Below are 26,875 nucleotides of genomic sequence, written 5' to 3'. Positions count from 1 at the left end.
GCGGGCTGGGTCTCGGCCCGTCATCCCCGGCCGTCACGCGGTGAGCCGGCCCCAGGCGTAGTTCTGCTTGGCCAGCTTCAGGTACACGAACAGCTCGGTGCCGGAGACACCCGGGATCTGCCGGATCTCCTCACCGAGCACTTCGAGCATGTGGTCGTCGTCCCGGCAGACGAGTTCCGCCAGCAGGTCGTAGCGTCCGGCGCACAGCACGACGTAGTGGACGTGCGGCAGTTCGGACAGCTTGTCCGCCACCGCACGGGGATCCGCGCCGTCGACGCTGATCCCGACCATCGCCTGCCGCGTCAGATCGACGTTGGCGGGGTCCGTCACCGCGACGATCTGCATCAGGTCGTCGCGCAGCAATCGCTGCACCCGCTGGCGGACGGCACCCTCGGAAAGTCCGACCGCCTTGGCGAGCGCGGTGAACGAGGCCCGGCCGTCCTGCTGGAGCAGAGCGATCAGCGATCTGTCCGTATTGTCAAGTCCTCGCGCACGTGATTCGTCACCCATGCCGTCCCTCCCTGTGTTTCGGCATGTGATTTGTCAAGTGCGCAGCGTATCGAGACCTGACCAGAAAGCGAGAGCCCCAGGCCAGCTTCACGTGATCCGGCGTGCGCGCGGCGATCAGCCGAGGAATCGGTGGCCCGGGAGGAAAATCACAAGCCAATCCGAGGCTCTTCCGCGCGCCCGCGCACGGCCGGGGGCACCCGTGGGTCGCTCCCGGGTCCCGTTCGGTGGCTCGTCGTCACCGAACCGGAACTCCAGGAGCACAAACGCATGCCGCGCGGGGCGGCGTCGTCCTCACCCGAGATCCCGCCGGCCGAGGTCTTCCTCGGTCTCGCGGCGCACCAGCAGCGTCGCGACGCCGTCCTTCACACCGACCAGCGGCGGGCGGCCCACCTGGTTGTAGTTCGAGGCCAGCGAGTGGTGGTAGGCGCCGGTGCACGGCACGGCCAGCAGATCGCCGGCGTGCAGGTCGCCGGGCAGGAGGATGCCGTCGGCGAGGACGTCGCCGGACTCGCAGTGCCGGCCGACGACGGTCATCGGGGCGCGCTTTTCCTTCGACCGGCGGCCGACCAGTCGCGTCGTGTAGCGCGCGCCGTAGAGCGACGGCCGCGCGTTGTCGCTCATGCCGCCGTCGACCGCGACGAACGTGCGGCTGCCGCGCTTGACCGCGCACACGCGGTACACCGTGATCCCGGCCGGCCCGACGATCGCCCGGCCGGGCTCGATCGTCAAGCGCGGCAACGGAAAGCCGTGCGCCGCGCACTCGTACCCGAGCGCCACGCGCAGGCGTCGCGAGTAGCCGCCGAGGTCGAACGCGGGCTCGCCGCCGAAGTACGGGACGGCGTGGCCGCCGCCGAGGTCGAGCTCCCGCAGCGTGACGCCGTGGACGTCCCGGATCCGGACGAGCACCTCGGCCATCCGTCGCGCGGCGGCCTCGTACCGGTCGACACGCGAGACCTGCGAGCCGATGTGGCAGTGCAGCCCGGCCAGCCGCAGCCCGGGCTGGGCGAGGACGGCTTTCACGGCGGCGTCGACGTTGTCCGGGACGCCGTCGAGCAGCGAAAAGCCGAACTTCTGGCCTTCGGTGCCGGTGCTGATCGACGCGTGCGCGCCGGCCGCGACACCCGGCGTCACGCGGATCATCACCTGCTGCGCGCCGTGGGCGAGTGCGCCGAGCTGCTCGATCTCGTCGAGCGAGTCGACGACGATCCGGCGGACGCCGTACTCGAGCGCGGCCTTCAGGTCTTCGGGCGTCTTCGCGTTGCCGTGCAACAGCATGCGCTCCGCGGGGAAGCCGACTCCGCGGGCGACCGCGATTTCGCCCGCGGAGCAGGTGTCGAGCGACAGCCCCTCTTCGGCGACCCAGCGCAGCACCGAGCGCGTGCACAGCGCCTTGCTCGCGTACGCGACTTCGACGTCCGGCAGCACGCGCCGGTACTCGCGCGCGGTGTCGCGGACCTGCTGCTCGTCGATGAGGTAGGACGGCGTCCCGAAGCGGGCGGCGAGGTGGCTGACCTTCGCGCCGGCGAGGAGCAGCTCGCCGTCTTCGCCGAGTCGGGTGCTTCGCGGCCAGAGTCCTGGCTCGAGGTGATCGGCGGCCTCGCAGCCGAGGCTGGGAAGAAGCTCGCTGAGCGTCACGGTGTGCCTCCGGGCATCACGGCGGATCGGACTCCGTCAGAACACCTCTGCTTCGCTGTTCGCGGAGTACCTCCGAATGCCGTCCTGACGGGTTTCCGACGCCCGCTGACGTGTCCTTAACGCGCGAGTAACTTCGGCCACACCCTTGTTGACCTGCGAAGAGGTGACTTTCGCGGCGCGCCGAGCCGAGCGGCGACGAGTGCGGGGTCGTCTCGCGGTACATCGCGGCGATCGCGGCCGGAGACGACCAGGCCATCGCGGCGGTCCTGCGGATGTGGTTCGTGCGGGCCGACGCCGGCCCCGCCGTGGCGACGTACCTCCGCCACGACGGCGCGTTTCACGCGTCCGGCCGTGCTGCCGGACCGAGCGTCAGCGGACGGGCTCGGGCACGGTGTCGAGCTCGTGCACCATCCGCACGGCCAGCGCCAGTGCCTTGGTGTCGTTGAGCTTCGTGTCTTCCATGACGATGTTCTTGACGCGCTCGACGCGCAGGTCGTAGCGGCTGTGGTAGGAGGTCGACGCGGTCATCGTGATCCTTGTCCGGTGCTCTGTTTTTTCTGGTGGTCCTGTGCGGTACCGCAGACGCAGCCGCGGTCGACGCCCTGGCCGGCCGCGGTGGCGGCGCAGTAGCGGCGCGCGATGGCGTCGTGCGCGTCGAGGGAGTGCGGGCAGTTGGGGCACTGCGGACCTGTGGCGGACGTTTCGAGAGCGTCCGGGGCGGGGGCGGTCACGCCATCACCTTCTTCGCTCGTAGCGGTTCACCCGCTTCATGGAGGTGTTGCAGTACGTAGCCGTAGGAGCGGGCCCAGCCGCACTCCGCGTAGGAAATCCCGTGCCGGTCGCAGAAGTCCCGGACGATGACCTGCGCGTGCTTGAGGTTCGGCCGGGGCATGCTCGGGAACAGGTGGTGCTCGATCTGGTAGTTCAGGCCGCCGAGGGCGAAGTCGACGACCGGGCCGCCGCGGACGTTGCGGGAGGTGAGCACCTGCTTGCGCAGGAAGTCCAGGGTGTGCCCGGCGGTCAGCATCTCCATGCCCTTGTGGTTGGGCGCGAACGAGCAGCCCATGTACAGGCCCCAGAGGAACTGGTGCACGAGGACGAAGATGATCCCGGTGAGCGGGGAGAGCACGATGAACACGGCCGCGAGGTAGGCGGCGAGGTGCGCGATCAGCAGCGCGGACTCCAGCTTGCGCTTGCGGATGTCCTTGTTCAGCACCGCTTTCACGCTGGAGACGTGCAGGTTGAGGCCTTCGAGCAGCAGCAGCGGGAAGAACAGGAAAGCCTGGTACTTCGCCATCCAGCGCAGGAAACCGCGTTTGCGCGCGCTCTGCGCCTTGCTGAACGCGAGCGCGGCGATGTCGACGTCCGGGTCTTCGTCCTCGTGGTTCGGGTTGGCGTGGTGGCGGGTGTGGGTGCCCATCCACCAGCCGTAGCTCAGCCCGGTGAGTCCACCGTGGACGAACCCGGTCGCGTCATTCGCTTTGCGGGTGCGGAAGATCTGCTTGTGGCCGGCGTCGTGCCCGATGAACGACAGCTGCGCGAACATCATCGCGAAGAACGCGGCGAGGAACAGCTGCCACCAGGAGTCGCCGAGGTAGACGAACGCCACCCAGCCGCCACCGAAGGCGGCGAGGTTCAACCCGATCCGCAGCACGTAGTAGCGCCGGCGCCGCTGGAGGAGGCCGGCGGCCTTGACGAGCCGGGAGAGTTCGGCGAAGTCGCTGCCGGTGGACACAGGGGTATCCGGAACTTGGGTGGCACTCATCGGCACAACCGCTCTGGGTAAGTCGTAAAGGCTTGACCAGCAACGGTTTCCGGCCCCGACAGGGTCCGGGTCCGGTCCGGGAAAAGGGCACTGGGGCCTGGTCGCGGTGGTACCGCGTCCTTAGGCAAGCCTCTCACTCCACCGCCGTATTGGCAATTCCCGCAGGTGGCCGCCGAGGTGTACAGTCGGCCACATCGGGATGGCGGTGACGTACCGCACACCCGGAGCCTTCCGGCCGGGAGAAGTTTCGGCCGGGGACGGGAGCCGCGCCGGGCACGAGCCCGCGTGTATCGCAACCATGTCAGCCGTTCGGCTGGCGAGCAGCCGCCCGTGGTCGTGTAAAGCGACGCCCGAGGCGCCCAGTGGGGTTGCTACCGCGAGGATCGCGCTCGGTGGACCCCTGTCGCAGGGTGGTTCGCCGGCGCGTCGTGGTTCGGCGTCATCGCACTTCCGGCCCGCCGGCGGGCCGCCATTCGCGCGTCACGAGAGCCCCCAGGACGAGAGCAGGCCGAAGAGCCGTTCCCGCTCGCCCGCCGTCAGCAGCCGGCTGGGCGGCCGGACGTCCGGGCGGCACAAGCCGAGCTGGGCGAGCGCGTCCTTCACGACGCTGACGTTGTTGGCGTTCCCGTTGGCCGCACGGAGTTCTTCGAACGGCCGGATACGTTCCCAGACGGCCATCGCCGCCGGGTAGTCCCCTGTGGACAGTGCGTGGAACATGCCGAGCGAGATCGCCGGGTCGACGTTCACCAGCCCCGACGTGAACCCGGTGGCGCCCACGGCGAAGTAGCCGGGGGCGGAGAGCTCGGCCAGCCCGGCGATCCACACGAACCGTTCGAAGCCGGCGTCCCGCGCGACCGAACCGAAGCGCACCGGGTCGGGCACGGCGTACTTCACACCGATGACGTTCGGCGCCGCGACACCCAGCGCGTGCAGCTGTTCGCCGCCGATCGCGGGGTTGCGCACGTAGAGCACCACGCCGAGCTCCGGCACCGCGCCGGCGATCGCGGCGTGGTAGTCGACCCAGCCGTCACCGGAGACGTACGGGTGCACCGGCTGGTGGATCATGATCATGTCCGCACCGGAGTCCCGCGCGTGCCGGGCGGCCCGCGTCGCCGACGCGACGTCGTGCCCGATCCCGGCGAGCACATCGGCCCGCCCGGCGACGGCTTCGACGGTGACCTCGAGGCACTGCCGGGCCTCATCGGCGTCGAGCGCGTAGAACTCGCCGGTGTTCCCGTTGGGGGTCACGACCTCGATGCCGCCGGTGACCAGCCGGTCCACGAGCTTCGCGTAGGTCGAGGCGTCGACGGCACCCTCGGCGTCGAACGGCGTGACCGGGATGGCCACCACCCCGGAAAGCCGCCGCCTCTGCTGCTCGAACGTCATCGGGCCCCTTCCGGATCACGGTCACCACGGTCGTCGCGTCCGGCCGGAAAGGCGCGAAAGTCCTCGCCAAGGCCCTGTCCGATCTGATATATGATGCGACATACAACATTATCACGGGCAAGGAGCAGCCATGCAGGGTCGCAGCGGCTTCCGATTCCGACGGGTGGTGCTGGCGGTGAGCCTCGCCGCCGGCCTCACGGCGTGCGGCGCCCCCGGCGGCGACGGCGGCCAGGCAGCGGCCCCGCAGGCCGTGCCGGACAAGCCGAGCAAGCCGGTCGTGCTCAACATCCTCGACATCGCGGGCAACCTGCAGCTCACCAAGCAGATGATCGAGAACTTCAAGGCCGCGCACCCCGAAGTGCTCTCCAAGGTCACCTATTCGACGGCCCCCGCCCCGAGCATGGCGGGCAAGCTCAAGGCCGAGCAGGACGGCGGCGTCGCCCAGACCCACCTGGTCCTCAGCGGCACCGACGGCCTGTCCGCCGGTATCGCGAACGGCACGCTCGCGAAGGTCCTCCCGGACTTCGCCGGCCGGTTCCCGAACCTGATGCAGAACTACCTCGAGCCCGCGGCCAAGATGCAGGACCTGGCCAACGGCTACGGCGTCGAGGTCGTCTACTACCCGTCGGGCCCGTTGCTGGAGTTCAACCCGGCCGCGGCCGCCACGCCGCCGGCGTCACCGCAAGAGCTGCTCGACTGGGCGAAGGCGCACCCGGACAAGTTCCAGTACGCCCAGCCGGCGAACTCCGGCCCGGGCCGGACGTTCCTGATGGGCCTGCCCTACCTCCTCGGGGACAAGGATCCGAAGGACCCGGACAAAGGATGGGACAAGACCTGGGCGTTCCTGCAGGAGCTGGGCAAGTACGTGAAGTACTACCCGTCCGGCACCACCGAGGCGATGAAGAACCTCGCCTCCGGCTCGGTCGACATGGTCATGTCCACCACGGGCTGGGACATCAACCCGCGCAAGCTCGGCACGGTGCCGAACACGGTCAAGACCGCGATCATGCAGCCGATGCACTGGGTCACCGACGCCCAGTACGCGCTCATCCCCAAGGGCCTCTCCGGTGACCAGACGTCGGCGATCCTGCAGCTGATCGCGTGGATGCTCAAGCCCGACCAGCAGGCCATCGCCTACGACGACGGCTACTTCTACCCCGGCCCGGCCGTCAAGGACGTCACCCTCCAGATGGCGCCGCAGAAGAGCCAGGACACGATCAAGCAGTTCGGCCGCCCGGAGTACGAGCAGTGGATCGCCCAGTACCCCAAGGAGACGTCGCTGCCGGCCGAGCAGCAGGTCAAGGCGTACGACAAGTGGAACCAGCTGGTCGGCGGCTCGAAGGTCGGCAAGAAGTGACGTTCGAGCAGCTGCGGCTGGACGGTGTCTCGCGCAGCTTCGGCTCCGCGAACGCCCTGCAGGGCCTGGACCTCGCCATCACGCGCGGCGAGTTCGTGGCCCTGCTGGGCCCGTCCGGCTGCGGCAAGTCGACGGCCCTCAACTGCCTCGCCGGCCTGCTGCCCCTGACGGGCGGCAGCATCTGGCTCGACGACACCCGCATCGACGGCCGCCCACCGGAGCAACGCGGGTTCGGGATGGTCTTCCAGAACTACGCGCTGTTCCCGCACCTGTCCGTCCGCGCGAACGTCGGCTTCGGCCTCCAGATGCGCAAGGTCGCCCGCGCCGAGCTCCGCCGACGCGTCGACGAGGCGCTCCGGCTCGTCCAGCTCACCGAGCACGCGGCGAAGTTCCCCGCCCAGCTCTCCGGCGGCCAGCAGCAACGCGTCGCGATCGCACGGGCCGTGGTGCTGGAACCGGCGGTCGTCCTGATGGACGAGCCGCTGTCCAACCTGGACGCCAAGCTCCGCCTCGAGATGCGGATGGAGATCCGCCGCCTCCACCAGACCCTCGGCCTCACCACCGTCTACGTCACCCACGACCAGGAGGAGGCGCTCTCGCTCGCCGACCGCCTGGTCGTGCTGCGCGAGGGCACGGTCCAGCAGATCGGCACCCCCGAGGAGGTCTACGCCCAGCCGGTCAACAGCTACGTCGCCTCCTTCATGGGCTACCGCAACCTCCTGGACCTGACGCTCACGAGCGCCACCGGCGCCACCGGCTCGTCGGCCGCCGGATCAGCGGCTCTCGGCTCGTCGGCCGCGGGCTCGTCCGTCACCGGTTCGGCGGCCACCGGTTCGCCGGTCACCGTCGAAGGCGACGGCGTCCGCCTGACCGGCACCAACCGCGACGACCTCACGGCCGGCCCGGCCAAGGTCGCCATCCGCCCCGAGGACTTCGTCGTGGGCGAAGGCGCCGAGAACGCCCTCGACGTTACGGTGGAAATCGTCGAGTACCACGGCCGCGAGCTGTCGGTCTCGGCCCGCTTGGCGAACGGGGTCCCGGTCTACTTCCGCACGGACAAGCGCCTCGCCCCCGGCGACCCGGTGAAGATCGGCGTCCCGGCCGAGCGGGTCCTGGTGTTCGCGCCGTGACCGCCACGACCTCCACGAACTCCACGACCGTCGTGACCGCTGCCCGCCCGGCCCTGCGCCACCGCCTGGCCGAACGCGGCATCGACCGCGTGCTGCTGCTCCTGGTGCCCGGGTTGCTGGTCACCGCGTGCCTGTTCCTGTATCCGTTCCTCTACGGCCTCCAGTTGTCGTTCGCCCCGCGCCAGGGCGGGGTCTTCGCCAATTACGCCAGGTTCTTCGGCGATCCGTACCTGCGCGACACGATCTGGACGACGCTGGGCATCGCGCTGCCCGCGACGTTCATCAACGTCCTCGCCAGCATCCCGATCGCCTACGTGCTGCGCGGCCGCGTGCGCGGCAAGCGCCTCCTGACGACGATCCTGGTCGTCCCGATCACGCTCGGCACGGTGCTCACCGCGCAGGGCCTGATCATGTACGGCGGCCAGTCGGGCTGGCTGAACAAGGTGCTCACGGTCCTCGGGATCACCGACGAGCCGCTGCCGCTGATCCACAACTACACGGGCGTGCTCCTGTCGCTGGTCATCACCGGCTTCCCCTTCTCGTTCCTGCTGACGTTGTCCTATCTCTCGGGCATCGACCCCTCCTTGGAGAAGGCGGCCGCGACGCTCGGCGCCAGCTGGAGCCAGCGCTTCCGGCGGATCACGCTGCCCCTGCTCGCACCCGGTCTGGCGATCACCTTCTGCCTCTCGTTCGTGATGGCGTTCTCGGTGTTCCCGTCGGCCCAGCTCGTCGGCGACCCGGCGAACGAGACCCGTGTCATCTCGATCGCGGCCTACCACGCCGCGTTCGAGGAGTACGACTATTCGATGGGCTCGGCCGTCGCGATGATCATGGCGGTGCTCATGCTGATCGTGATCGGCCTGGTCATGGCGTGGCGCGGCACGCTGTACCGCGGAGCGACCGGAGGCAAGGGATGACCGGTTGGGTCACGCGTCCCGGACGTTGGGTCGTCTGGGCCGTCGTCGCGTTCTTCTTCGTCAACCTCGCTGGTGTGGTCCTTTCGGTCGTCGTCGATTCGTTCGGTGTGCAGTGGTTCGGCACCTGGCTCCCGGACGGTTTCACCACCCACTGGTACGCCGACGCCTGGCGCGAGTTCGGCCTCTCGGACGTCCTCCTCACGACGGCGATCGTGGCTCTTGTGGTGATCGCCGTTTCGGTGGCGGTCGGTGTCCCGGCCGCGTACGCACTGGCTCGCCGGAAGTTCCCCGGCAAGCGCCTGGTGATGCTGCTGTTCGTGCTGCCGATCCTGATCCCGCCGATCACCTACGGCATCCCGCTGGCGACGGTGCTCTACAAGTTCCACCTGGCCGGCTCGATCACCGGGGTCATCCTGGCGAACCTGGTGCCGTCGGTGCCGTTCGTGGTGCTCACGATGACGCCGTTCATCGAGCAGATCGACCCGAAGATCGAAGCCGCCGCGCGCATGTCGGGCGCGCGGACGCTGTCGGTGTTCACCCGGATCCTCGGGCCGTTGCTGCTGCCGGGCATCCTGGCCGCGTCGATCCTGGTGCTGGTGCGCACGGTCGGCATGTTCGAGCTGACGTTCCTGACGGCCGGCCCGGACTCGACGACCCTCGTCGTGGCCCTCTACAACTCCGTGTTCGCCGCGGGTATCCGCGCCAACCAGTCGGTCGACGCGATGGCGACGATCTACACCGGTTCCATGCTGTTGCTCCTTGTCGTGGCGTTACGGTTCGTGAATCCGACGCAGCTGGTGACCCGGATCCGCGAAGAAACCTGAGGTGGTGCGAAACCATGAGCAGGGCGGTGGCCTGGGACGGCTTCTTCAACATCAGGGACCTCTGCGGCCTGCCGACCCGGTCCGGGGAGACGACCGGCTACGGCGCCTTCTTCAGGTCGGCGGACCTGCGTTTTGTCACCGACGCGGGCTGGGCCCAAGCTCGCGAAGCCGGCGTTCGCACCGTCGTCGACCTGCGCAACGACGACGAGATCCGGCCCACGGCCGAATCGCGAACAGCGCAGGCGGGTTCGGCGCAGTTCACCGCACCCGCCGCGACCCCGGCCACGCCGGGCATCGACCGGCTCGAAGTGCCGCTCGACGACATCGACGACGTCGAGTTCTGGCAGCAGGTCAACCGCGAACAGCTCAACGGCAGCCCGCTCTACTACCCCCTCTTCCTCCAGCGGAAAGCCGGCCGCTGCGCCGCCGTCATCAAGGCGATCGCCCACGCCGCTCCCGGCGGTGTCCTGTTCCACTGCGGTGCCGGTCGGGACCGGACCGGGCTGATCACGCTCTTGTTGCTCGCGCTGGCCGGTGTCGAACCCCGGGCGATCGCGGCGGACTACGACATGTCGGCCGAAGCCCTCAAGGCACTGTTCGCCGCCATGGGCACCGACGACCAAGGGCCGGTCATCGAGGCCATCCTCGCGAAGCGAGGCACCACGACCGAAGGTGCTGTCTTGGCGGCCCTCGACGGTTTCGACGTCGAGCACTATCTGCTCGATGCCGGTGCCTCCCGCGAAGAACTCCGCGACGTTCGCCATCGGCTCTCGGGATCACGCGCTCACTGACTGTTGCTTCCACGTGATCGACTTTACCGCCATTCATCGAACATGTGATCGACACGATGAGGTGAAGCGACCCTTGCGTCTCCCCTCAGGGGAGGTGCCACGCTGACCGGCATGCGGTACTCGATCGGCGAACTGGCCCGGCTGACCGGCCTCACGGTCAAGGCCGTCCGCTTCTACTCCGACCGCGGTCTCGTGCCGCCGGCCGAGCGCAATTCCGCAGGTCATCGCCGTTACGACGCGACCGCACTCGCGCGGCTCGATCTCATCCGCACCTTTCGCGAACTGGGTGTCGACGTCGCCACGATCCGGCGGATCGTCGACGGCGAAGTCACCGTCGCCGACGTCGCGGCGAGGCACGTCGGAGCCCTGGACGTCCAGATCCGGGTGCTGCGGTTGCGTCGCGCTGTCCTGGCCGCCGTCGCGGAGCGTGGTTCGTCACCCGAGGAGACAAGTCTCATGAATCAGTTGGCCCACCTGACGGACACCGAGCGTCGCCGGCTGATCGACGACTTCCTCCGTGACGCGCTCGGCGACCGTCCCGAACTGGCGGGCATCGCGCGCACGCTGACGCCCGAACTGCCCGAGAACCCGGCGTCCGCGCAGGTCGAGGCGTGGATCGAGCTGGCCGAGCTGACGCAGGACCCGGAGTTCCGCGCGGTCCTGCGCCGGCTCGTCGACCAGCACGAAGGCGGCCTGCGCCGTGACCTGGCCGCCGAAGTCCGCGTCGCCGTCACACCGGCTCTGGCCGCCGGAGTGCCGCCGGATTCGCCCGAGGCCGCCGCGATCGTCGGCGGCCTCGGGCGCGAACCCGGCCGGCTGCGGGAATGGCTCGCCGTCGTCAACGACCCACGTCGCGAGCGCTACGTGGAGCTGCTCGCCGTCATCAACGGCTGGTCGGCTCCGGAAAGCCTGACGCCGGCGCTGGATTGGCTCGCCGCAGCGGTTTCCTGATCTCGTCGGCCAGCGCGGCCAGCGCTTCCGCCGCCGGTCGTGCCGCCACCTGGCTTCCGTCGCGCAGCCGGAAGGAAAGCGAGCCGGACGAAACCTCCCGAGGCCCGATCACGGCCTGGTACGGCACCAGCCGTCCCTCGCGGATGCGCGCGCCCAGGCTGCCGCGGGACGCGTCGACGACCTCGATGCGCAGGTCGTCGCTCTGGATCCGGTGCGCGTAAGGCAATTCCGCGTCGGACAACGGCAGCAACCGCAGCTGGACCGGTGCCAGCCAGGCCGGGAACGCGCCGCCGTGGACCTCGATCAGCTGCGCCATCGCCCGCTCGATGCTGCCGATGATGCTGCGGTGGACCATCACCGGGCGGTGTTTCGCACCGTCCGTGCTGACGTACTCCAGGTCGAACCGCGCCGGCTGGTGGAAGTCGACCTGGACGGTGGACAAGGTCGCTTCGCGGCCGGCGCTGTCGGCGACCTGGACGTCGATCTTCGGTCCGTAGAAGGCCGCTTCGCCCTCGACGGCGTCGTACTCGAGCCCGCTGCGGTCGAGGACCGAACGGAGGATTCGCGCCGCCCGCGCCCACATTTCCCCGTCGCCGACGTACTTCCCGGTGTCCCCGGCGAGCGAGAGCCGGTAGCGCGCCGGGCGGATGCCGAGGGCGTCGTAGGCCCGCATGATCAGGGTCAACGCGGCCGCGGCTTCGTCCTCGACCTGGTCGAGGGTGCAGAAGACGTGCGCGTCGTTGAGCTGGATCGCGCGCACCCGGCTCAGGCCGCCGAGCACCCCGGACAGCTCGGCGCGATACATCCCGCCGAGCTCGGCCAAGCGCAGCGGCAGCTCGCGGTAGCTGCGGCCGCGCGAGCGGTAGATCAGCGCGTGGTGCGGGCAGAGGCTCGGCCGCAGCACGACCTGCTCGCCGCCGAGGTCCATCGGCGGGAACATGTCGTCGCGGTAGTGCGACCAGTGCCCGGAGATCTCGTACAGCTCGCGTTTGCCGAGCACGGGCGAATGGACGTGCCGGTACCCCGCGCGTCGTTCGACGTCGCGGACGTACTCCTCCAGGCTGTGGCGGACGATCGCGCCGTCGGGCAGCCAGTACGGCAGGCCGGCGCCGATCAGCGGGTCGGAGCCGAACAGCTCCAGCTCGCGGCCGAGCTTGCGGTGATCGTGCATTGTGGACTCCTCGTGGACGGCGAGGCGGATGACCACAAGACGAAGCCCGGGGCAACCGCCCCGGGCTGGAAACGTCGTTCAGCGCGCCGGGACACTCTCCGGCGTCGTCGTCATGGCGCGCATCATGGGTCCACGCTAGCCAGCGGCGTCCGGCGCCGCGACGGAATTACTCCGTCACCAGCCGGAACGTGTCGTGGCGGGGTTTCCCGGCCGGGCGCAGGACCAGCACGTTCGCGCCCGACGAGGTCCGGCGCGTCTCGACGTGCTCGAACGACTTCGGCGCCACGCCCTCCGGGAACAGCTTGCGGCCCTGGCCCAGGACGACCGGGTAGAGCCACAGCCGGTACTCGTCGACGAGGTCGTGCGCGATGAGCGTCTGCAGCAGGTCGCCGCTGCCGTGGACCTGGATCTCGCCGCCCGGCCGCGCCTTCAGTTCGCGGACGAACTCGACGACGTCGCCGTCGACGACGGACACACCGGACCAGTCCGAACCCGACAGGGTGCGGGACACGACGTACTTCGGCAGGGTGTTCATCGCGACCGCGACCGGGTCGTCCTGGTCGGTCGCCTTCGGCCAGTACTGCACGAAGATGTCGTACGTCCGGCGGCCGATCAGGAGCGAGCCGGCCTGGCCGAGCCACTCGGCGGCGTAGGCGGCCATGTCGTCCTCGTAGAACGGCGTCACCCAGCCGCCCTGGTCGAAGCCGCCCGACGGGTCCTCCTCGACGCCGCCGGGGCCCTGGTAGACGCCGTCCAGGGACAGGAACGTCGTGACGATCAGTTCGGCCATCGTGCCTCCTCGAATCGGGGTTCTCGGAAGACGCGTCGTCCGAGGCGGACCCCGGATCGACAAACCCGCTCGAAGAAATTTCAAGACGCCAGGAACAGCTCCAGCTGCTCGACGACGAACGCGTGGTCGTCGGCCTGGGGAAGGCCGGACACGCCGACCGTGCCGACCGGTCCGACGCCCCGGACCAGCACCGGGAACACGCCGCCGTGGGCCGCGTAGACGTCCGGATCGAGGCGGGAGTCCTCTTCGAACGTGCCGCCCTTCGCGCGGAACTGCGTGCCGACCAGGAAGGAGCTGTGGCCGTAGCGGTCGACGACGCGGCTCTTGCGCTCGATCCAGGCGTCGTTGTCGGCCGACGTCCCGGGCAGCGCCGCGTGGAAGAGGCGCTGGCCGTTGCGGCGGACGGAGATCGTCACGGCCAGCCCGCGCTCCCGCGCGGCGTCCAGCAGCTGGGCGCCGAGGGCGAGCGCGGTCTCGTTGTCGAACTTCGTGAACTGGAGGCGTTCCTCCTGGTCAACGAGCTGGGCGAGGCGTTCGGCATCGGTCATGGACCTATTAAATCAACACTGTTGTTTAATTGCCAGTGAACTCGGTCAGGGAGAGCACGTTGCCGTCGGGATCGCGGAACCAGGCGATCCGGCCGCCGGGCGTGGTCCAGATTTTGTCGGTGTCCTGTGGCAGCGTGTCGAAGGTCAGGAACTCGACGCCCCGAGCACGCAGCTCGGCGACGGCCGCGTGGATGTCGGCCACCGCCCAGCCGAGCACGGTGAACGGGTGCGGCGTGAACTCCTGCACAGTGGTGACACGCAGCATGGTGCCACCGCTGCGGAACACGCAGGCGAAGGGAGACTGCTCGATGAACTCGAGCCCGGCGACATCCGTGTAGAAGGCACGTGAGCGTTCGAGGTCGGTCGACGGTGCGAAGGCGACTAGATCCGCTGAGTCGAGCATGGCTCCACCTTTCTCCCGGCGGCGACGGTACTCCTTGCCCGGCGTGCTGACGTGCGGAAAGCTCGCGCCGAGGAGGTGGGCATGGGCCGGATCCGGCGGCGGACGGTGCTCGGTGGTGCGGCCGCGGTGACGGTGGCCGGTGCGCTGCCCGCGGCGTGCGCGGTGCCGGCGTCGCGCACGGGCACGATCGATGACGTCCGTCACGTCGTGGTGCTGATGCAGGAGAACCGGTCGTTCGACCACTACTACGGGACGATGGCCGGAGTGCGCGGGTTCGGTGACCGCGCGGCCCTGCGTGACGTCTTCCGGCAACGCGGCAGCGGTGGTGGCGGTGACCCGGTGCTGCCGTTCCGGATCGACACGTCCGTGGTGGACGGTCAGGACCTCGGCGAGCTGCCGCACGACTGGAACAGCACGCACCGCGCGTGGAACGACGGCGCGTACGACGGCTGGATCGCCGCGAAGAGCCCGATGACCATGGGGCACTTCGCGCGTGAGGACATCCCGTTCCAGCGGGCGCTGGCCGGCGCGTTCACCCTGTGCGACCACTACTTCTGCTCGATCCAAGGGCCGACACAGCCGAACCGGCTGTTCCACTGGACCGGCACGATCGACCCGGACGGGGTCGCGGGCGGTCCGGTCACCCACAACTTCCCGGACTACGAGCCGTCGTTCCGCTGGACGACGTACCCGGAGCGCCTGGAAGCCGCCGGGGTCTCGTGGCGGATCTACGCGAACGACGAGGAGCGTGGCGTCCCGGAGCACTTCGTCGGGGACTACGGCGACAACCCGTTGTGGCTGTTCCGGAACTACCACGACGCGTTGTACTCGATGGACCCCGTGAAGCAACGGCTGGCCGAGCGCGCGAACCTGCGCACGAAGCTCAAGCCGGACTCCGGCCGTGGTCAGGACCTCGACCACGTGCTGGCCGAGTTTCTCGCGGACTGCGACGCCGGCACCCTGCCCGCGGTGTCGTGGGTCGTGGCGCCCTACGGCTACTGCGAGCACCCCGCGGCCCGGCCGGTCGATGGCGCCGCGTACGTCCAGCGGATGCTGAAAGCGTTGTGGGACAAGCCGGAACTGTGGGAATCAACCGTCGTGTTCATCAACTACGACGAAAACGACGGGTTCTTCGACCACGTCCTCCCGCCGACCCCGCCACCCGGGACGCCCGGCGAGTTCCTGCCGGCGAACCGGCCCGCGAGGGGTGCGCCGTCCGGGCCGCCGGCGCCGATCGGGCTGGGGCCGCGGGTGCCGATGACCGTGATCTCGCCGTGGAGCCGCGGCGGCTGGGTGAACTCGCAGGTCTTCGACCACACGTCGGTGCTGCGGTTCCTCGAGACGTGGACGGGGGTGAAGGAGCCGAACATCTCGGCGTGGCGCCGGGCGATCTGCGGCGACCTGACCAGCTGTTTCGACTTCCGGACGCACGACACGACGATCCCGCTGCTGCCGGACGTCGCCGCGTTGCGCGCCGAAGTGGACCGGACGCAGGCACGGCTGCCGAAGCCGGGGGTGCGGCCCGGCGCGTTGACGCAGGAGTCCGGCACCGCGAAGGCGCGTCCGCTGCCGTACCAGCCGGTCGCGTGGGCCACTGTGGAACCAGGTGGGCTCAAGCTGCACCTGGCGAACCACGGCACCGAGGCGCTGCAGCTCTCCGCGCACGCCTACCACGCGGGCGCGACGGTGCAACGCTTCGACGTCCCGCCGGGCGGCGTCGTGACCGGCGACGTCGCGTACAGCGCGTCCTACGACGTCGCGATCCACGGCCCGAACGGCTTCCTGGTGGAAGCGTCGGGCAGTGGGCCCGGCCTCGACGCCGTCGTCACGTTCGAGGCGACACCGGCGTTGCGCGTGACGGTGACCAACGCCGGAGCGGCGCCGGTCGCGCTCAACGGCGTCACGATCCCGCCGAGCGGCGAGCACGACTTCCCGGTGGCGACGGCGAACGGCTGGTACGACGTCACGTTCGAAGCGCCGGGGTGGCGCCGGCGCTTCGCCGGGCACCTGGAGGACGGCCGCCCGTCGCGCACCGGGCCCTAGCGGAGGGCGTCCAGGGCGAAGGCGGCCAGCATCGCGACCCCGTTCGGCATCGCGTCTTCGTCGAAGAGCACGCGGTTCGAGTGGTTCGCCGCGGCTTCGGCGGGGTCGACGCCGGGCGGGCACGCGCCGAGGAACGCGAACGCGCCCTGAACGCGTTGCAGGACATAGGAAAAGTCCTCGGCGCCCATGATCGGGTCGGCCATCAGCTCGACGTTCTCCGGGCCGAGCACAGCTTCGCCGATCGTCAGGACCTCGGCGGCGACGCGGTCGTCGTTGACGGTCACCGGGTAGCCCGGCCCGACGTCGGCGACGACGCGGCAGCCGTACGCCGCGCCGACCTGCTCGCACACCTTCGGCACCTCGGCGCGGACCAGCGCGCGCGTGTGCTCGGACAGGGCACGGATCGTGCCCTCCAGCTCGGCGGTCTCCGGGATGATGTTCGACGTCGTGCCGGCCTGGATCCGCGTGACCGAGAGCACGGCCGGGTCGAACACGCTGACCCGGCGCGTGATCATCGTGTGCAGCGCGCCGACCATCGCCGCGGCCGCGGGCACCGGGTCGATCGTGTGCTGCGGCGCCGAACCGTGCCCGCCCTTGCCGGTGACGCGCACGAAGAACGAGTCCGCCGACGCCATCTGCGTTCCCGGCCGGACCGCCAGCAGCCCGCTGCGCAGGTTGGCGAGGATGTGGACGCCGAACGCGCGCTCGACCCGCGTCCCGGCGGCGTCGAGCACGCCTTCGTGGATCATGAACCGGGCGCCGTGGTGGCCCTCTTCGCCCGGCTGGAACATGAACACGACCGACCCGGCCAGCTGGTCCTTCCGCTCGGCGAGCAGCCGGGCGGCGGAGGCGAGCATCGCCACGTGCGTGTCGTGCCCGCACGCGTGCATCGACTCCTCGTCCTCGGACGCGAAGTCCAGCCCGGTCGCCTCGGTCAGCGGCAGCGCGTCCATGTCGCCGCGCAGCAGCACCGCCGGGCCGGGCCGGGAGCCGCGCAGGACGGCCGTCAGTGACGTCGCGGCCTTGCCCTCGGTGATCTCCAACGGCAGGTCGGCGAGGGCTTCGCGGATGGCCGCCTGGGTGATCGGGAGGTGGAGGCCCTGTTCCGGGTGCCGGTGCACGGCGCGTCGCAGGGCGACGGTGCGCTCCTGCAGCGCCCGCGCGTCGTCGAGGAGGCCGGCGAACGGCGTGCCGGGCAAGGTGGGCAGGTCAGTGGGGCCGGTCATGCTCCCGATAGTGCCCCATGCGGCGCTTCGGGCGCACCGTGCGTGCGCTCGGTCGAGCGGCGGAATACGGTGTGCGCATGGCGGTGGATGAGCCGGTCACGGGCTTCGCGGTAGCCGTGGTCCGGGAGGACGGTCGGTGGCGGTGCAGTGCGCTCGACCCGGGGGCGTTGACAGAGCTGGACGCGGCGATCACTGAACTGGGCAAACTACGTTCCACCGGCGCGGCCTTCGGGCTACTGGCGGTCGACGACGAGTTCTTCGTCCTCGTCCGGCCGAGCCCGCGGGGACCGGCGTTGCTGCTTTCGGACGCGGCGGCGGCACTCGACTACGACATCGCGGCGGACGTCCTCGACGTCCTGCGCGTCGAACCGCCGGACGAGGAGGACGACTCCGTCTGGCCCGAAGGCGACCTCGAGATCCTCGCGGACCTCGGGCTGCCGGCGCCGGAGCTGGAGGTCATCGTCGGCGAGGTCGACCTGTACCCGGACGAACAGCTGCAGATGATCGCGCAGCGCGTCGGGTTCGGCAGCGAGTTCGCCAAGCTCCTGGACGAGCTCTGAGACGCCCGTCCGACACCGAGGCCGTGGAGGCGGCGCTGGAGGCCGCGCGCGCCCCCGGTGCCGACGTCCCGATCGGCGCGGTCGTGTTCAGCCCCGAAGGCCTCCCGTTGGCCGCGGCGCGCAACGCGCGCACGGAGCTGGGCGACCCGACGGCGCACGCGGAGGTCCTGGCGCTGCGCGCGGCCGCCAAGGTGGTGGGCGACGGCTGGCGCCTCGAGGGCTGCACGCTGGCGGTGACGCTGGAGCCGTGCACGATGTGCGCGGGCGCGCTGGTGCTGGCGCGGATATCGCGGCTGGTGTTCGGCGCGTGGGAGCCCAAGACGGGCGCGGTGGGGTCCCTGTGGGACGTCGTCCGCGACCGCCGGCTCAACCACCGCCCGGAAGTCCACGGCGGGGTGCTCGTCGCGGAGTGCGCGTCCCTGCTGGAGACGTACTTCGCGACGCGTCGCTGAGTTCTCCTGTGGGTACCCCTTAGGTGAGGTCCCCGTCGAAGGAGGAACGTCGTGACGATGAAGGACAAGGTCCAGCAGGCAGTCGGCGGCGCTCGCGAGAAGCTCGGAGACGTGACCGGCAACGATCGTCTCAAGGCTTCGGGCCGAGCCCAGCGAAGGACGGCCCAGGTCCGCGAAGTGGCTCATGACCTGCGAGACAAGGCACGAGGCGTGATCCGCGACGTCCAGACCCGACGTCGCCCCGGCCGCCCCGCTGACCCCATGTGAGGCCGAGGAAGGCCCTCCGGTATATTTCTCGGCGGTGGCGTGTCCGAGCGGCCGAAGGAGCACGACTCGAAATCGTGTGACGGCTAATCCCCGTCCGTGGGTTCAAATCCCACCGCCACCGCGCACCCGGACCCCCGGTCGGCTCAGCCGACCGGGGGTTTCGGCTTTCGCGGGAGGCTGCGGGTTCACCACGATCCGTGGGTCGTGTGCCACCTGCCGATCTCGTAACCGAAGAGGTGCGCGGAGCTGACTCCGGTGGCACGCAGCCAGTCCAGGCCGGCGTCGAGCATGGTCTCGCAGTTCGGATCGGTCAGGTGCTCCGACGTCAGCAGCTCCCAGACCACCCGAGCGCCGCCGCGAGAGGCCTCGCCGCCGGCCGGCAGAACCGCGGATGCGAGCTTCTCGATGAAGAGCGCGGGATCGGCGTGCGCGGTCGAATGCAGGCTGTAGATGAGACCAGGAGTGTCGAACGATGCCGGCGCGTTCGGTGAATGCGCCTCGGTCCGGATGTAACCGACGACCCGGTCGACGATGTCTGCGGGTAACAGAGAAGTCTCCCGTTTGCGGCTGAACAAAGCCATGCTGTTCCTTCCCGCGGTCACCTAGAAGTGGGTGACGGCACCCTCCCGGTTCGCGCGGAAGCCGGTCCTTGTTGCAGGGCGGGCGAACAATCACTCGAATGCCTCATTCTTGACTTGAAGGGCTCTTGAAGTGTGACCGTGGTGGGGTAGCCGATCACGAGGGAGCACACCATGACCGTTCTCGTCACCGGGGCCACGGGCCACACCGGACGTCATGTCGTCAGTGGCCTGCTGGACGCCGGGGTCGACGTGCGCGTTTTAGTGCGGGACGCGGCGAAGGCCCCGGCGGACGTCGAGGTCGTTCAGGGGGACATCGCCGATCTCACCGAAGCCGCCGAGGGCGTTGACGCTGTCTATCTGCTCTGGCCTTCCTTCGATTCCGAAGGCATCGAGAAGGCCCTGAAACCGTTGGAAGGCAAGAAGATCGTCTATCTCTCCGCGATGAGTGCGGAGCACGGCGGTGTCTGGGGAGACGTCGAGAAAGCCGTCCAACGGATCACTGACGACTGGACCTTCCTACGGGTCACCGGCCTCGCCACCAACACCCTCGGCTGGGCGTACCAAGCCACGACCGGCGTCGTCCGGGGGCCTTATGGGCAAGCCCGGAGGTCGCTCGTTCACGAGCGCGATGTTGCCGACATGGCGGTGAAGGCCATAACCGGTGACCACGCCAAGCAGATCTACCTCGTCACCGGGCCCGAAGCGCTCACCCAAGCCGAGCAGGTGAAACTCATCGGGGATGCGATGGGAAGGCCGGCCGTGTGGGAAGAACAGCCGGTCGCGGAAGCGAAAACGCAGCTGGAGCAACAGATGGGTGTGGAATTCGCTACTACCGCCCTGGGGTATTGGGCGTCGCTCGTGGCGGAACCGGAGCCCGTCTCGCTGGACGTCGCTCGGGTCACCGGGCATCCTGCGCGGCCCTTCGAAGACTGGGCCCGGGAGCACTTCAGCTGAGGTCGACCGCCGGGGTTGTCAGTGGTTCCAGTTCCGCGGCAAGGGAAGTCAGCGACGACGCCTTCTCCTGGACCGTCCGGACCACCGATGCGCACGCGCGGCTGACCGTGCTCACCACCTCGGCCGACCGGTCGTCCGACAGGACCGCTGACGCCGCCGCCTCGGCCGCGTCGGCGATCGCGGTGACCTCGGCTGACGTCGATCGGGCCAAGGCGTCCAGTTCCGAGGCGATCCGGAGGCCCAGCGCCGCCGTCGTGGCCGCCGCGTGGGCGGCCTCCGCGTACTGACCGTCCACTGTGTCCGCCCAGGTCGCGAACGTTTCCGCGCTGCCGCCGGTTTCCGCCAGGTCGACGCCGGTGCGGAACTCCGCGGACGCCGCCGTCACCACCGACGAACCCGCGTCCACCTCCGTGGCGGACGCGCGGATCGCCGCGGGGGAACAGTCGACGTGGCGCAGGGCCGCGACGGGGTCGGCCGCGCCGATCCGGCCGGCCGCCGCTCGGAGCGTGGCCAGCCGGGTCGCGGCCGAGGTCAGTGCCGGGTGTTCGAACAGTTCGAGCGTCACGGTGCCACCGCGATCCGCCTCCGGAAGCCCGAACCGCTCGTGGTCCCGGCCGCCATGCGGAGCCGGCCGGCCAGGTCCGACGTCGCGTCGCCGAGGACGCGTGCGTCCGCTTCGCGCGCGGCGAGCGCGGCCGACCAGCGCGCCGCGAGCTCGCGGGCCTGGGCCGAGATGCCGAACGGCGTCGAGTCGACGCGGGCCTCGGCGAACCGGCCGGCGGCCTTGTCGTCGGCGGCCGCGGCCTGGTCCAGCTGGTCGGCCGCCCGGCGCAGCCGGTCAGGCTTCTTCCGGGTGGCGGAGCCCCCGGGGCGAAGCTTCGGGAGGGGGTTCCCGGCGGCGGAGCCCCCGGCGCGAAGCTCCGGGGCACCACTGTCGATCCGCGAGCCTCTGCCTTTCGGCATGGGGAGACCTCCGTCGTCAAGGGCGCTCACTCGATCGGGGAAGATCTTGCCTCATCGGCCCGCGTGACCCGCATCGCGGTGACCTGCGGCGTTGGGGGCGTTCCACCAAGTGGACGTCTTGACCGCAGGGCGGGACTAGGTTGACCATGGGCGCATGCCCGCCACCTCGGAAAGCACGCCAATCCGGTGGCACGACCGCGCCTCCGAGCGGTCGATCGGGGAAGGCACCGTGGAGCTGCTCCTGCGCCGCGGCCGCCTGGGCTCGCCCCCTGCCTGACGCGAGCCCGGCGTCCGAATTCTCCCGAAAACCCTTGGAGCACAGTCATGTCCGTAGATCTGCCTGCCCGGATTCAGTTGCGTGAGGCCGTGACGCCCACGGACGGCATCGTCGAGGGCCCGCGCGCCCTTCGCGACAACCCGAGCGAACCGTACGAACGGTTCCGGATCCGCCCGCTCGGCCGGGTGATCGGCGCCGAGATCGACGGCGTCGACCTCGCCGAGCCGGTCACGCCCGGACTGCGGGCCGAGCTCAACCGCGCCCTGCTCGAGTGGAAGGTCGTCTTCTTCCGCGACCAGCGGATCACGCCGGCGCAGCAGCGCGCGTTCGCCGCGAACTGGGGCGAGCTGGAGACCAACCCGTTCATCCCGCGCGGCGAGAACGACGAGGTCACGCGCTTCGAGCGCACCGCGTCCATGCCCGGCTTCGAGAACATCTGGCACACCGACGTCACCTGGCGGCCCAACCCGGCGCTCGGGTCGGTGCTGCGGCTGATCGAGGTGCCGCCGGTCGGTGGCGACACGATGTGGGCCGACATGGCCGCCGCCTACGACAACCTGCCCGAAGACGTCCGCGCCCGCATCGACGGGCTGACCGCGGTGCACGACTACCTCCCCGGCTTCGACCGGTTCGCCGATCCGGCGTTGCTCGCGCAGTGGCAGGAGCGGTTCCCGCCGGTCGAGCACCCGGTGGTCCGCACGCACCCGGAGACCGGGCGGCGCACGCTGTTCGTCAACCAGGCGTTCACGACGCACATCGTCGGCCTGGACCGGGCCGAGAGCGACCGGCTGCTGCGGTACCTGTTCCTGCAGGCCCACACGCCCGAGTTCCAGGTGCGCTTCAGCTGGCGGCCGGACTCGGTGGCCTTTTGGGACAACCGCGCGACGCAGCACTACGCCGTGAACGACTACCACCCGCACGTCCGGATCGCGGAGCGCGTCGCCATCGCGGGCGACCGGCCGTTCTGAGCCTTAGCCTGAGGGTATGACCGAAGACCCCCAGGCAGTGGTGACCGGTTTCCTGAAGGCTCTCGAAGACCTCGACATCGACCGCGCGCTGACGTTCGCGGCGAGCGACATCGTGTACCAGAACGTGCCGTTGCCGCCCGCTCGCGGCGTCGCCGCGGTCGAGAAGCAGCTGCGGCTGATGGTCCGGTTCGGCTCCGGGTTCGAGGCGCGCACGCACCACATCGCCGCCGACGGCAACATCGTCCTCACCGAACGCACCGACGTCCTGCGCCGCGGCGCGTGGGAAGCGGAGTTCTGGGTGTGCGGCACGTTCGAGGTCGAAGGCGGCCGGATCGTGCTGTGGCGCGACTACTTCGACTGGACGACGGTGCTCGCGGCGAGCGCGAAGGGCGCCGGGCGGGTCGCGCTGGCCGGCGCGCGGACGCTCATCGGCCGTTATCGGGCGAGGTCCGCCGTCCGCTGACCCGGGTACTGCCGCGATCGTGGGCCCGAAGGTCCACGACCGCGGCTGTCCCCAGTACCAGCACGAACACGCAGCTGAGAACGATCAGCCCCCACATGATCATTCTCCCTCCCCCCGTGTCGTGCTGACTGTTGTGCCTCCAGAAGTGGTCTACGCCACTTTTCCGGCGGCTCTCGCAGACCGTACCTCTGCTTCACAGCGGTGACTCCGGTCCTTGACCTGCATTTAAGGCAGATGCGCCGGATGGGTGACAGGCGTAACGCGAGCTGTAACTCCTCGCGCGCGATCCGTTACGCCCCAACGCCTAAGCCCGCCACCGACGCGATCCCGTCCCGCACGGTCACGGCGGTGGCGCGCTGCGCGGAGACGTCCGTGACGTAGCGCAGCACCCGGTCCGCTTCCTCGCCCGCGAGCGGTTCGCACTCGTTGTCGGCGTTGCGCCGCACCGGGATGAGCTCGAGCCGGGGTTCGTCGCCGAAGATGCAGCCGGCCAGCAGCCCGTCGAGGTGCCGGCCGCGCATCGCCGGCCAGTCGAACACGAGGTTGCCGAGGCTGTAGAGGATCGCGCGGCCGCGGTACACCTCGACGGCCTGGATGGTGTGCGGGCCGTGTCCGGCGACCAGGTCGGCGCCGGCGTCGATCGCCGCCCGGCCGTAGGTCACCTGGTACTCCGCGAGGTCCGCGCCGGGCAGGCCCCAGTGCATCGAGACGACGACGTGGTCGTTGGCCGCCTTCGCCCGGCGCACGTCGGCGGCGAGCCGCTCCAGGTGTTCGGGCACCGGTGCCGTGCGCACCAGCGGCGGCAGTCCCGGCACGTCGGCGACGCGCGGGTCCGGCTGGTAGGACGTGGTCGCAAGCGCTTGCGCGACGCCCGGAGCCGTCACCTGCGCCGCCTGGCCGAACGGCCAGCAAAGCGACGTGTACGCGAGGAAGGCGACCTTCTGCCCGGCGCGTTCGAGCACGGCGGGCGCGTGCGCGGCGGCGAGGCCCGTGCCGGCGCCGCAGTGCGCGATCCCGGCTTCGTCGAGCACGGCGAGGCTCGTCATCGCGGCGGCCGGCGGGTAGGTGACGTCGTTCGCGCACGAGACGACGTCGACGTCGGCGGCCGTCAACGCCTCGACCATCTGCTGCGCGGAGTGGCGCCAGTTCGGTTTGTGCGGGATGTCCGCGCCGCCGGAGTTCCCGGCGGTGCCCGACAGCGGTCCTTCGAGGTTCACGAACCGGATGTCGGCGCCCTGGAGCAGGGGATGCAGGTGTTCGAAGGCCTTCGACGGTGTCGCGCGGCCCTGAACGTTGACGTCTCCGCCAAGTACCAACGTGATCACGAAGCCTGCTCTGCCGATCGAGTGACGACGAAAGTAGTTGTTACGAATCGTTGCATCTTTGTCTTCCTGCTCCTCATCTGTTCGGGGGACTATGCCACGACTGTTCAAGCACAAAGGGGACTCAGGGTGACCAAGACCCACAGATCCAAGGCCGCGCTGACGGTGGCCGTCGCGTCGGGCCTGGTGCTCGGCGGGGTGGCCGCACCAGCCGCGCTCGCGACGCCCAGCGCCGACGCGGTCATCGCCGAGGTCTACGGCGGTGGCGGCAACTCCGGCGCCACGCTGACCAACGACTTCGTCGAACTCGCTAACCACGGTACTGCGGCCGCGAGCCTGGCCGGCTTCAGCGTCCAGTACCTGCCCGGTTCGGCGAGCGCGTCGAGCACCTGGCAGGTGACGCAGCTGGCCGGGAGCGTCGCGCCGAGCGGGCGCTACCTGGTGGCCGAGGGCAAGGGTGCCGGGGGCACCGTCGCACTGCCCGCACCGGACGCGACCGGCACGATCGCGATGTCGGCGACCGCGGGCACGATCGCCCTCGTCTCCGGGACCACCGCGCTGACCTGCAAGACCGCCGCGGACTGCGCGGCCGACGCCCGGGTCAAGGACCTCGTCGGGTTCGGCGCCGCCACCGTGCGCGAGGGCAACCCGACGGCGGCGCCGGCCAACGCGACGTCCGTCGCGCGCGGCACGACCCTGGCCGACACCGACGACAACGCCGCGGACTTCACCGTCGGCGACCCGACGCCGACCAACGCCGCGGGCGAGACGACCGGCGGCGGCACCGGGCCCGGCGAGCCGGGGACCCCGGCGAAGATCCACGACATCCAGGGCACCACGCGGCTTTCCCCGCTGAAGGACCAGAAGGTCAGCGGCGTGACCGGCGTCGTCACCGCGACGCGGACCTTCGGCTCGTCCCGCGGCTTCTGGCTCACCGACCCGGCCCCGGACAACGACCCGCGCACCAGCGAGGGCCTGTTCGTGTTCACCGGCTCGACCAGCCCGGCCGTCGCGGTCGGCGACGCCGTGACCGCGACCGGCACCGTCCGCGAGTTCTACCCGGACACCCCGTCGACGTCGGTCTACCAGTCGCTCACCGAGCTGGGCACGGCACAGTGGACGGTCGATTCGCACGACAACGCGCTGCCCGCGCCGACCGTGCTGAGCCCCACGACGGTGCCGGAGACGTACGCGCCGTCGCCCGGCGGGAACATCGAGGCGCTGCCCCTGGAGCCGGCGAAGTACGCGCTGGACTTCTGGGAGGCGCACGAGAGCGAGATCGTGAGCGTCAGCGACGCCCGCGTCGTCGGCCCGTCGAACTCGTTCAACGAGCTGTACGTGACGACCAAGCCGGACCAGCACCGCTCCGTCCGCGGCGGCAGCGTCTACCTGGGCTACGACAAGCTCAACAGCGGTGTCCTCAAGGTGCAGTCGCTGATCTCGTTCGACCAGCGGCCGTTCCCGAAGCTCAACGTCGGTGACGCGCTGACCGGCGTCACGTCCGGTCCGGTCGAGTACAGCACCTTCGGTGGCTACACGCTGTTCGCCAGCGTGCTCGGGGCCGACAAGGACAACGGGCTGCAGGCCGAGACCACGCGCAAGCAGCGCACCGGCGAGCTGGCCGTGGCCACCTACAACGTCGAAAACCTGGCGCCGAGCGACCCGCAGGCCAAGTACGACCGGCTCGGCGAGGCGATCGTGACCCACCTGGCGACGCCGGACATCGTGAACCTGGAAGAGATCCAGGACAACACGGGCGCGACCGACGACGGCGTCGTCGTCGCGGACCAGACGCTGCAGAAGTTCACCGACGCCATCGTCGCCAAGGGTGGCCCGCGCTACCAGTGGCGCTCGATCGACCCGGTGAACGACCAGGACGGCGGCCAGCCGGGCGGCAACATCCGCGTGGCGTTCCTGTTCAACCCGGCTCGGGTGTCCTTTGTGGACCGCCCGGGTGGCACGTCGACCACGCCGGTCAGCGTGACGAAGGACCACGGCAAGGCGCACCTGTCGGCGTCCCCGGGGCGCGTCGACCCGGCCAACGAGGCCTGGACGGCCAGCCGCAAGCCGCTGGCCGGCGAGTTCGTCTTCCAGGGCCGCACGGTGTTCGTCATCGCCAACCACTTCAACTCGAAGGGCGGCGACCAGCCGACGCACGGCCGCAACCAGCCGCCGGTGCGCAGCTCCGAGGTGCAGCGGGCCAAGCAGGCGACGGTGCTGCGCGGGTTCGTCGACTCCCTGCTGGCGGCCGACAAGAACGCCAACATCGTGGTGGCGGGCGACCTGAACGACTACCCGTTCTCGCCGGCCGTCCAGACGCTCACCGCCGGTGGCGCGCTGAAGGACCTGATCGCGACGGTGCCGGAGGCGGAGCGCTACAGCTACGTCTTCGAGGGCCAGTCGCAGGTGCTGGACCACATCCTGGCGTCGAAGGCGCCGCGCGGGGTGGACTACGACGTCGTCCACATCAACGCGGAGTTCGCGGACCAGGCCAGTGACCACGACCCGCAGGTGATCCGGTTCCGGCCGAGCACCGGCAACGCGATCCAGGATGCGCTGTACGACCTGCTCGACTACCTGGAGCAGGTGCTCGGGAAGTACTTCCCGCAGCCGTAGGTTTC

The 26,875-nt window shown here is 70.1% G+C and carries 29 protein-coding genes and 1 tRNA gene; 15 read left to right on the top strand and 15 right to left on the bottom strand.

From position 1 onward, the window contains the following. Positions 1 to 33 precede the first annotated feature (33 nt). The 6 genes from OG439_RS36280 to OG439_RS36255 form a co-directional block, all read right to left on the bottom strand. Positions 34 to 510, bottom strand: coding sequence for an Lrp/AsnC family transcriptional regulator (locus OG439_RS36280; RefSeq protein WP_247059053.1), 477 nt, complete (start codon positions 508 to 510; stop codon positions 34 to 36). A gap of 291 nt (positions 511 to 801) precedes the next feature. Then, positions 802 to 2,145, bottom strand: a complete 1,344-nt coding sequence (gene lysA, locus OG439_RS36275) for a diaminopimelate decarboxylase (protein ID WP_326945100.1) — start codon at positions 2,143 to 2,145, stop codon at positions 802 to 804. Positions 2,146 to 2,514: 369 nt separating this feature from the next. Then, the gene (locus OG439_RS36270) at positions 2,515 to 2,673 is read right to left on the bottom strand and encodes a DUF6307 family protein (protein WP_247059049.1); all 159 of its coding nucleotides are present in this window, start codon (positions 2,671 to 2,673) and stop codon (positions 2,515 to 2,517) included. After that, positions 2,670 to 2,876, bottom strand: a complete 207-nt coding sequence (locus tag OG439_RS36265; protein ID WP_326945099.1) for an RGCVC family protein — start codon at positions 2,874 to 2,876, stop codon at positions 2,670 to 2,672. The genes OG439_RS36270 and OG439_RS36265 overlap by 4 nt, the downstream gene beginning before the upstream one ends. Further along, positions 2,873 to 3,910, bottom strand: a complete 1,038-nt coding sequence (locus OG439_RS36260; RefSeq protein WP_247059044.1) for a fatty acid desaturase family protein — start codon at positions 3,908 to 3,910, stop codon at positions 2,873 to 2,875. The genes OG439_RS36265 and OG439_RS36260 overlap by 4 nt, the downstream gene beginning before the upstream one ends. A 480-nt stretch (positions 3,911 to 4,390) precedes the next feature. Further along, positions 4,391 to 5,296 (bottom strand): dihydrodipicolinate synthase family protein, encoded by a 906-nt coding sequence (locus OG439_RS36255; protein ID WP_326945098.1) that lies wholly within the window; start codon positions 5,294 to 5,296, stop codon positions 4,391 to 4,393. A gap of 130 nt (positions 5,297 to 5,426) precedes the next feature. On the opposite strand from OG439_RS36255, the gene OG439_RS36250 reads away from it, so the two are divergent. The 6 genes from OG439_RS36250 (at position 5,427) to OG439_RS36225 (ending at position 11,266) form a co-directional block, all read left to right on the top strand. Then, positions 5,427 to 6,653, top strand: coding sequence for an extracellular solute-binding protein (locus OG439_RS36250; RefSeq protein ID WP_326945097.1), 1,227 nt, complete (start codon positions 5,427 to 5,429; stop codon positions 6,651 to 6,653). Beyond that, positions 6,650 to 7,783 (top strand): ABC transporter ATP-binding protein, encoded by a 1,134-nt coding sequence (locus tag OG439_RS36245; protein WP_326945096.1) that lies wholly within the window; start codon positions 6,650 to 6,652, stop codon positions 7,781 to 7,783. The genes OG439_RS36250 and OG439_RS36245 overlap by 4 nt, the downstream gene beginning before the upstream one ends. Further along, positions 7,780 to 8,700, top strand: coding sequence for an ABC transporter permease (locus OG439_RS36240; protein ID WP_326945095.1), 921 nt, complete (start codon positions 7,780 to 7,782; stop codon positions 8,698 to 8,700). Before OG439_RS36245 ends, OG439_RS36240 begins: the two co-directional genes overlap by 4 nt. Continuing rightward, on the top strand, positions 8,697 to 9,524 hold the full coding sequence (locus OG439_RS36235) for an ABC transporter permease (protein WP_326945094.1): 828 nt from the start codon (positions 8,697 to 8,699) through the stop codon (positions 9,522 to 9,524). The genes OG439_RS36240 and OG439_RS36235 overlap by 4 nt, the downstream gene beginning before the upstream one ends. Before the next feature lie 14 nt (positions 9,525 to 9,538). Next, the gene (locus OG439_RS36230) at positions 9,539 to 10,315 is read left to right on the top strand and encodes a tyrosine-protein phosphatase (RefSeq protein ID WP_326945093.1); all 777 of its coding nucleotides are present in this window, start codon (positions 9,539 to 9,541) and stop codon (positions 10,313 to 10,315) included. Positions 10,316 to 10,426: 111 nt separating this feature from the next. Then, positions 10,427 to 11,266 carry a MerR family transcriptional regulator gene (locus OG439_RS36225; RefSeq protein ID WP_326945092.1) on the top strand — a complete coding sequence of 280 codons (840 nt, stop codon included), beginning with the start codon at positions 10,427 to 10,429 and terminating at the stop codon, positions 11,264 to 11,266. Here OG439_RS36225 and thrS read toward each other — a convergent pair. The 4 genes from thrS to OG439_RS36205 form a co-directional block, all read right to left on the bottom strand. Then, positions 11,199 to 12,467: a threonine--tRNA ligase gene (gene thrS, locus OG439_RS36220; protein WP_326951705.1), complete on the bottom strand. Its 1,269-nt coding sequence runs from the start codon at positions 12,465 to 12,467 to the stop codon at positions 11,199 to 11,201. The two genes, OG439_RS36225 and thrS, sit on opposite strands and share 68 nt — an antisense overlap. A gap of 136 nt (positions 12,468 to 12,603) precedes the next feature. Further along, positions 12,604 to 13,227 (bottom strand): dihydrofolate reductase family protein, encoded by a 624-nt coding sequence (locus OG439_RS36215; RefSeq protein ID WP_326945091.1) that lies wholly within the window; start codon positions 13,225 to 13,227, stop codon positions 12,604 to 12,606. Between the two features lie 80 nt (positions 13,228 to 13,307). After that, a complete protein-coding gene (locus tag OG439_RS36210; RefSeq protein WP_326945090.1) occupies positions 13,308 to 13,775 on the bottom strand; it encodes a heme-degrading domain-containing protein in 468 nt (155 codons plus the stop codon). 25 nt (positions 13,776 to 13,800) lie between these two features. Further along, a complete protein-coding gene (locus OG439_RS36205; RefSeq protein WP_326945089.1) occupies positions 13,801 to 14,178 on the bottom strand; it encodes a VOC family protein in 378 nt (125 codons plus the stop codon). 81 nt (positions 14,179 to 14,259) lie between these two features. On the opposite strand from OG439_RS36205, the gene OG439_RS36200 reads away from it, so the two are divergent. Beyond that, positions 14,260 to 16,221 carry a phosphocholine-specific phospholipase C gene (locus tag OG439_RS36200; protein WP_326945088.1) on the top strand — a complete coding sequence of 654 codons (1,962 nt, stop codon included), beginning with the start codon at positions 14,260 to 14,262 and terminating at the stop codon, positions 16,219 to 16,221. On the opposite strand, the gene OG439_RS36195 is transcribed toward OG439_RS36200, so the two are convergent. Then, on the bottom strand, positions 16,218 to 17,447 hold the full coding sequence (locus OG439_RS36195; RefSeq protein WP_326945087.1) for a M20 metallopeptidase family protein: 1,230 nt from the start codon (positions 17,445 to 17,447) through the stop codon (positions 16,218 to 16,220). The genes OG439_RS36200 and OG439_RS36195 overlap by 4 nt on opposite strands. Before the next feature lie 77 nt (positions 17,448 to 17,524). Between OG439_RS36195 and OG439_RS36190 the strand changes: the two genes are divergently transcribed. From OG439_RS36190 to OG439_RS36175, 4 genes are all read left to right on the top strand, one after another. Next, positions 17,525 to 18,007, top strand: a complete 483-nt coding sequence (locus OG439_RS36190) for a tRNA adenosine deaminase-associated protein (protein ID WP_247059016.1) — start codon at positions 17,525 to 17,527, stop codon at positions 18,005 to 18,007. A gap of 23 nt (positions 18,008 to 18,030) precedes the next feature. Beyond that, the gene (locus OG439_RS36185) at positions 18,031 to 18,459 is read left to right on the top strand and encodes a nucleoside deaminase (protein WP_247059014.1); all 429 of its coding nucleotides are present in this window, start codon (positions 18,031 to 18,033) and stop codon (positions 18,457 to 18,459) included. 57 nt (positions 18,460 to 18,516) lie between these two features. Further along, complete coding sequence (locus tag OG439_RS36180) at positions 18,517 to 18,726, top strand: CsbD family protein (protein WP_247063786.1); 210 nt, start codon at positions 18,517 to 18,519, stop codon at positions 18,724 to 18,726. 33 nt (positions 18,727 to 18,759) lie between these two features. Beyond that, positions 18,760 to 18,847: transfer RNA gene (locus tag OG439_RS36175), tRNA-Ser, on the top strand. A gap of 64 nt (positions 18,848 to 18,911) precedes the next feature. Here OG439_RS36175 and OG439_RS36170 read toward each other — a convergent pair. Continuing rightward, positions 18,912 to 19,307 carry a hypothetical protein gene (locus OG439_RS36170; RefSeq protein ID WP_326945086.1) on the bottom strand — a complete coding sequence of 132 codons (396 nt, stop codon included), beginning with the start codon at positions 19,305 to 19,307 and terminating at the stop codon, positions 18,912 to 18,914. Between the two features lie 171 nt (positions 19,308 to 19,478). Here OG439_RS36170 and OG439_RS36165 point away from each other — a divergent pair, with 171 nt between their 5' ends. After that, positions 19,479 to 20,261, top strand: a complete 783-nt coding sequence (locus OG439_RS36165) for an SDR family oxidoreductase (protein ID WP_326945085.1) — start codon at positions 19,479 to 19,481, stop codon at positions 20,259 to 20,261. Here the strand turns inward: OG439_RS36165 and OG439_RS36160 are convergent. Together OG439_RS36160 and OG439_RS36155 are read right to left on the bottom strand one after the other, a co-directional pair. Continuing rightward, positions 20,254 to 20,826, bottom strand: coding sequence for a hypothetical protein (locus OG439_RS36160; RefSeq protein ID WP_326945084.1), 573 nt, complete (start codon positions 20,824 to 20,826; stop codon positions 20,254 to 20,256). The genes OG439_RS36165 and OG439_RS36160 overlap by 8 nt on opposite strands. Continuing rightward, positions 20,823 to 21,224 (bottom strand): hypothetical protein, encoded by a 402-nt coding sequence (locus OG439_RS36155; protein ID WP_326945083.1) that lies wholly within the window; start codon positions 21,222 to 21,224, stop codon positions 20,823 to 20,825. The genes OG439_RS36160 and OG439_RS36155 overlap by 4 nt, the downstream gene beginning before the upstream one ends. Before the next feature lie 324 nt (positions 21,225 to 21,548). Between OG439_RS36155 and OG439_RS36150 the strand changes: the two genes are divergently transcribed. Both OG439_RS36150 and OG439_RS36145 read left to right on the top strand, forming a co-directional pair. Continuing rightward, positions 21,549 to 22,469: a TauD/TfdA dioxygenase family protein gene (locus OG439_RS36150; RefSeq protein WP_326945082.1), complete on the top strand. Its 921-nt coding sequence runs from the start codon at positions 21,549 to 21,551 to the stop codon at positions 22,467 to 22,469. Positions 22,470 to 22,485: 16 nt separating this feature from the next. Continuing rightward, positions 22,486 to 22,932: a limonene-1,2-epoxide hydrolase family protein gene (locus OG439_RS36145; protein WP_326945081.1), complete on the top strand. Its 447-nt coding sequence runs from the start codon at positions 22,486 to 22,488 to the stop codon at positions 22,930 to 22,932. Positions 22,933 to 23,222: 290 nt separating this feature from the next. Here OG439_RS36145 and OG439_RS36140 read toward each other — a convergent pair whose 3' ends face one another. Continuing rightward, positions 23,223 to 24,257 carry a CapA family protein gene (locus tag OG439_RS36140; protein WP_326945080.1) on the bottom strand — a complete coding sequence of 345 codons (1,035 nt, stop codon included), beginning with the start codon at positions 24,255 to 24,257 and terminating at the stop codon, positions 23,223 to 23,225. A 126-nt stretch (positions 24,258 to 24,383) separates the two neighbouring features. On the opposite strand from OG439_RS36140, the gene OG439_RS36135 reads away from it, so the two are divergent. Further along, the gene (locus OG439_RS36135; protein WP_326945079.1) at positions 24,384 to 26,870 is read left to right on the top strand and encodes an endonuclease/exonuclease/phosphatase family protein; all 2,487 of its coding nucleotides are present in this window, start codon (positions 24,384 to 24,386) and stop codon (positions 26,868 to 26,870) included. Positions 26,871 to 26,875: the final 5 nt, after the last annotated feature.

Origin of the sequence: Amycolatopsis sp. NBC_01307 (assembly GCF_035975215.1) — a bacterium.
In the GTDB taxonomy this organism is placed as follows: domain Bacteria; phylum Actinomycetota; class Actinomycetes; order Mycobacteriales; family Pseudonocardiaceae; genus Amycolatopsis.
Note: the sequence above shows the minus strand (reverse complement) of the source record. Positions and strands in the feature narration are given on the sequence as shown.

Coding starts and splice junctions, on each gene's coding strand:
- OG439_RS36170 (WP_326945086.1), bottom strand. CDS start 19,307: ATGGCTTTGTTCAGCCGCAAACGGGAGACTTCTCTGTTACCCGCAGAC.
- OG439_RS36280 (WP_247059053.1), bottom strand. CDS start 510: ATGGGTGACGAATCACGTGCGCGAGGACTTGACAATACGGACAGATCG.
- OG439_RS36210 (WP_326945090.1), bottom strand. CDS start 13,775: ATGACCGATGCCGAACGCCTCGCCCAGCTCGTTGACCAGGAGGAACGC.
- OG439_RS36255 (WP_326945098.1), bottom strand. CDS start 5,296: ATGACGTTCGAGCAGCAGAGGCGGCGGCTTTCCGGGGTGGTGGCCATC.
- OG439_RS36165 (WP_326945085.1), top strand. CDS start 19,479: ATGACCGTTCTCGTCACCGGGGCCACGGGCCACACCGGACGTCATGTC.
- OG439_RS36235 (WP_326945094.1), top strand. CDS start 8,697: ATGACCGGTTGGGTCACGCGTCCCGGACGTTGGGTCGTCTGGGCCGTC.
- OG439_RS36225 (WP_326945092.1), top strand. CDS start 10,427: ATGCGGTACTCGATCGGCGAACTGGCCCGGCTGACCGGCCTCACGGTC.
- OG439_RS36180 (WP_247063786.1), top strand. CDS start 18,517: ATGAAGGACAAGGTCCAGCAGGCAGTCGGCGGCGCTCGCGAGAAGCTC.
- OG439_RS36155 (WP_326945083.1), bottom strand. CDS start 21,224: ATGCCGAAAGGCAGAGGCTCGCGGATCGACAGTGGTGCCCCGGAGCTT.
- OG439_RS36195 (WP_326945087.1), bottom strand. CDS start 17,447: ATGACCGGCCCCACTGACCTGCCCACCTTGCCCGGCACGCCGTTCGCC.
- OG439_RS36215 (WP_326945091.1), bottom strand. CDS start 13,227: ATGGCCGAACTGATCGTCACGACGTTCCTGTCCCTGGACGGCGTCTAC.
- OG439_RS36200 (WP_326945088.1), top strand. CDS start 14,260: ATGGGCCGGATCCGGCGGCGGACGGTGCTCGGTGGTGCGGCCGCGGTG.
- OG439_RS36250 (WP_326945097.1), top strand. CDS start 5,427: ATGCAGGGTCGCAGCGGCTTCCGATTCCGACGGGTGGTGCTGGCGGTG.
- OG439_RS36205 (WP_326945089.1), bottom strand. CDS start 14,178: ATGCTCGACTCAGCGGATCTAGTCGCCTTCGCACCGTCGACCGACCTC.
- OG439_RS36260 (WP_247059044.1), bottom strand. CDS start 3,910: ATGAGTGCCACCCAAGTTCCGGATACCCCTGTGTCCACCGGCAGCGAC.
- OG439_RS36190 (WP_247059016.1), top strand. CDS start 17,525: ATGGCGGTGGATGAGCCGGTCACGGGCTTCGCGGTAGCCGTGGTCCGG.
- OG439_RS36230 (WP_326945093.1), top strand. CDS start 9,539: ATGAGCAGGGCGGTGGCCTGGGACGGCTTCTTCAACATCAGGGACCTC.
- OG439_RS36145 (WP_326945081.1), top strand. CDS start 22,486: ATGACCGAAGACCCCCAGGCAGTGGTGACCGGTTTCCTGAAGGCTCTC.
- OG439_RS36150 (WP_326945082.1), top strand. CDS start 21,549: ATGTCCGTAGATCTGCCTGCCCGGATTCAGTTGCGTGAGGCCGTGACG.
- OG439_RS36270 (WP_247059049.1), bottom strand. CDS start 2,673: ATGACCGCGTCGACCTCCTACCACAGCCGCTACGACCTGCGCGTCGAG.